Origin of the sequence: Nostoc sp. UCD121 (genome assembly GCF_014222285.1) — a bacterium.
Lineage (GTDB): Bacteria > Cyanobacteriota > Cyanobacteriia > Cyanobacteriales > Nostocaceae > Nostoc.
Genome location: NZ_JACKZS010000365.1, coordinates 1 through 4,301 on the forward strand (window position 1 = coordinate 1; position 4,301 = coordinate 4,301).

The 4,301-nt window shown below is 37.1% G+C and carries 5 protein-coding genes; all 5 read left to right on the forward strand.

What is annotated here, in order from left to right; all coding sequences use genetic code 11:
- The first annotated feature begins 191 nt into the window (after positions 1-191).
- The 5 genes from GNF10_RS35545 to GNF10_RS35565 all read left to right on the forward strand — a co-directional run bounded on the left by GNF10_RS35545 (position 192) and on the right by GNF10_RS35565 (position 4,227).
- Entirely contained in the window at positions 192-365 is a 174-nt protein-coding gene (locus GNF10_RS35545; protein ID WP_185581969.1) for a hypothetical protein, read from the forward strand.
- The gene (locus tag GNF10_RS35550; RefSeq protein ID WP_185581968.1) at positions 362-2,434 is read left to right on the forward strand and encodes an AAA family ATPase; all 2,073 of its coding nucleotides are present in this window, start codon (positions 362-364) and stop codon (positions 2,432-2,434) included. Before GNF10_RS35545 ends, GNF10_RS35550 begins: the two co-directional genes overlap by 4 nt.
- Before the next feature lie 11 nt (positions 2,435-2,445).
- Positions 2,446-3,015, forward strand: coding sequence for a Uma2 family endonuclease (locus GNF10_RS35555; protein ID WP_185581967.1), 570 nt, complete (start codon positions 2,446-2,448; stop codon positions 3,013-3,015).
- 93 nt (positions 3,016-3,108) lie between these two features.
- On the forward strand, positions 3,109-3,660 hold the full coding sequence (locus tag GNF10_RS35560) for a Uma2 family endonuclease (protein ID WP_185581966.1): 552 nt from the start codon (positions 3,109-3,111) through the stop codon (positions 3,658-3,660).
- A gap of 93 nt (positions 3,661-3,753) precedes the next feature.
- Entirely contained in the window at positions 3,754-4,227 is a 474-nt protein-coding gene (locus GNF10_RS35565; protein WP_185593033.1) for a DNA phosphorothioation-associated protein 4, read from the forward strand.
- The last annotated feature ends 74 nt before the right edge of the window (positions 4,228-4,301 follow it).

A 4,301-nucleotide genomic window follows, 5' to 3' on the forward strand; every position in this document is an offset into this window, starting at 1 on the left:
TTATTATCTAGATTGTTAATATTAACAATAACAGAAGATAATTCAATAGTAAAGTCTTTTTTCAAAGAAAAGTATAAATTAAAAAAATAGTTTTTACAAAATTAAAGATAACGCTAACAGTGGCTTTACGGAGGTAAATGCAGTACTAGAGAAAGTTAAAATATAGAAAAACTAATATTTCCAAACCGAAGATGTCACAAGATGCGAATATCGATGATGTACAGGAGCCAATAACCAGCGCCCCGCCAGAGGTACAACGAATTATTGAGCGGGTATGGAAGTTGGAAAAAGGCAGGCTAGATAAAAAGATTAACAGTCATATAAATGATAATATTTTGGACATTATTAAGGAAGAGGTGCAATGAAGCTGACTTCAATCAAGCTATGCAACTTTCGCTCCTTTTATGGTACGACACCAGAGATGATTCTGGCTGGTGGAGATGTTCAAAACACAACGATTATTCATGGTAATAATGGCTCTGGAAAAACTAGTTTACTGAATGCCTTTACGTGGGTATTGTATGATAAATTTAGTGCAGCGTTTGCATCGATAGAGCAGTTGGTGAATAAGCGTGCGATCGCAGAAACTCAAAAAGGTCAAGCTGTAGAATGTTGGGTAGAAATTGGCTGGGAACATGAAGGTAAACGCTATCGAGTTAAACGCGCCTGTCGGGGTTATAAAAACGAAGGTGATTTTGAGGCTAGCAAAACTCAATTAACCATGTGGGTTGGTGCAGATGATGGCAAATGGAATATACCAATTCAGCAACCAGACGATATAATTAATCAAATTTTACCCGCTACTTTACATCAATATTTTTTCTTTGACGGCGAACGAATTGAAGGAATAGTCCGTTCTGATAAAAAAGCTGAAATTGCCGAAGCTACAAAAATTTTCTTGGGTGTGGAAGTAATCAACCGTTCGATCAAACATTTGGGAGATGCAAAAAAAACTCTAGAAAATGATTTGAAAGCTATTGGTGATTCTGAAATTAAACAACTGTTGCGACAGCAAGAAAAGATAGAACGAGAGCGTGAACGCATTACCAAACGACAAACTGAAATTAAAGAAGAGTTAGAATATCAACAAACTTTTAAAAAAGAGACAAGTAACCGTTTACGAGAATTAAGTGCTGCTAAAGAATTGCAAGAAAGATGGCAGGATTTAGAATCACAGAAGACGGCGAATCAAGAAGAATATAAAAAAACCAAGCAAGCGCTGAAGAAAGTTATCTCTGCACGGGGTTATACAGTTTTGCTCTCAGAAACTACATCCCAGTTTCGAGGGATTATCAATGATTTGAAGCAGCGCGGCGAGTTAACATCAGGAATTTCACGAGAATTTGTGAATGATTTACTCAATTCTCAACGCTGTATTTGTGGCGCAGAATTACACGAGGGTAATCATTCTCATAATCATGTGAGTACTTGGTTAAATAGAGCAGGTTCTTCGGCGGTGGAAGAAACTGCAATTCGGATGAGCGCACAAGTAGATGAAATTGATAAGCAAGCAATAGGTTTTTGGGAAGAAGTTGATAGAGAACAAACTAGGATTAATCAGTTAAGGCAAAGTATATCTCAAATTGAAGGCGATTTAGACAATATTCAAGAACGGTTGCGAAAAGATGCTAATGAAGAAATTAGCAGTTTGCAAAAACGGTTAGATGAAATTGAAAGTAAAATTGATGAATTAAATCGAGAACAGGGTGCAAATCAGCAGCAAATTGCTCAACTGACAACTGAAATTGAAGGTTTAAATAAACAAATCGCGAAGCAAAAGCTGAATGAAGACAAGCAAACTTTAGCACAGCGGCGAATTAACGCTACTCAAGATGCAATCGAACGGTTAACGGAAGTTAGAAATCGTCAAGAACAACAATTTCGCCTGCAACTAGAAAAGCGAGTACAAGAGATATTTATGGAGATATCTGTGACTCCATACATTCCTAAAATTAGTGAAAAATATGAACTGACATTAGTAGAAAATACCACAGGTATAGAAGCACCAGTTGCAGCATCAACGGGAGAGAATCAAATTCTCAGTTTATCCTTTATTGCCAGCATCATTGACAAAGTACGGGAATGGAGTGAGAAACAAAAAATGATGATGATTCCCGATAGTAGTACTTTTCCAATTGTGATGGATTCACCCTTCGGTAGTTTGGATGAGAATTCGCGGCGACACATTGCAAAGACAATTCCCCAATTAGCGAATCAGTTGATAGTTTTAGTTACTAAAACTCAGTGGCGGGGTGAAGTTGAAGCAGAAATGACAGAGAGAATTGGTAGAGAATATGTGCTTACATATTATTCTTCTAAGCCGGATTGCGAACAAGATTATATTGAGTTGGGTAGAGAAAGATATCCTTTGGTGAAACAAAGTCCGAATGAGTTTGAGTATACTGAAATTATCGGGGTTGAACGTAATATTTAAAGGATAAATTTATGGTTGCGAGTCCAGACAGAAAGTATATGACTCCCCAGGAATACCTGGAATGGGAAGGACACCAAGATATTAAATACGAATATATCAATGGTGAAGTCTTTAGCATGACTGGAGGTACAATTCCTCATACTAGTATTGCTTTAAACTTAGCTTCGGCATTAAAAAGTCATCTCCGAGGAAGTTCCTGTCGTGCTTTTATGGCAGATGCAAAAGTAGGAGTAACTGAGAACGGGCCATTTCACTACCCGGATGTTGTGGTGAGTTGTGATGAAAGAGATAGACAAGCTATTAAATTTCTTCAGTATCCTTGTCTAATTGTCGAAGTTCTCTCCCCCAGTACAGAAGCTTACGACAGAGGCAAAAAATTTATGCAGTATCGGCGTATTCAGACTTTACAAGAATATGTCCTCATTGATGCTGAAAAAATCAGTTTAGATTGCTTTCGTATAAATGATAAAGGAATTTGGGAATTACATCCTTATGAAGAGGGGGATGAAGTTCATTTAACTAGCGTTGATTTTCATTTTCCTATTTCTTTGGTTTATGAGGATGTTCAATTTTCAATATAAGTTTTGGATAAATGAACCGCAGAGGCGCGGAGGAAGCAGAGGGAAGAGAAGATGTAAAATTGTGATTATATCTAACTAGTTATAAAATGTTTTATGAGTATTAAAACAGAGGCAACTATTGAAGATTTGTACCGCTTACCTGACAATTGTAAAGCAGAGATTGTCAATGGGAAATTGGTGCTGATGTCTCCAACAGGATTTTTACCAGGACGTGCAGGTGGTGAAATTTATGCAAGTCTACGGGATTATGAACGTCTAACAAAAAGTGGTTACGCTTTGCCTGATAATGTCGGTTTTATTGTCAATCTCCCTAATCGCCGTTCTTTAAGTCCTGATGCTGCATTTTACACTGGCAAACCTACAGGTGGGAAGTTTCTTAATGGTGCGCCTATATTTGCTGCTGAGGTGAGAAGTGAAAATGATTATGGTGATAAAGCTGAGAAAGATATGGCTAGTAAACGCCGGGATTATTTTGCGGCTGGTACTTTGGTAGTTTGGGATGTAGATGTACTTAAAGAGGAAGTTATTAGAGTATATCGTGCTAGTAATCCTGAAGAACCGCAAGTTTATCGTCGTGGTGAGGTGGCTGAAGCTGAACCCGCAGTGCCAGGATGGACTATGTTAGTGGATAATTTGTTTGTTTAGCGATCGCCCACATAGTGGTATAAAATAATGCAGCAATAATTACTATCGCTTTTGACTTTCGGTTAAAATAGCAACAATGTAGATATTAAAACAATGGCGGAAACTGGCAGAATCAGGGTTGCTAAAGATAAGGCTGAGTTGGTAAAGGATTTAACATCTTCAGATGGTGGAACAGGGCCTTTTAACACTTTTGCTGATGTGATTGTGTTTGCAGCAGCTTTGGGTGCAAAGCATAAAAAACGCGTGCCTTTAGGAGAGATTTCTAAAAGGGAACCATCGCCAATACCCCAAGAACAGTTTATAGTCAGGGGATATAATACGGTAATAAATTTAATAGCAATTGCTGAAACTCAAGATATAAAAGTTTTATCTCTCGAAGAAGGAAACAATAACGAAAAACGTAATTATATTTTTGAAGAATATGCGAATGGTGGACTTGAAATTTTACAATCAGAAATCCGGGGTGCAGTAGATTATTCTGAAAGGATTTTATTGATTCTCAGTCATGAAAGGTTTCAAGATAACTCCCAAGAAGAGGATTTTGATTTAAGCAAATTTCTTTCATAAATTACTATTAATCCAGGCTTAATAATTACTAACTTACTGAGATAATACTTGTAATTTATATAAAAATGAAACAA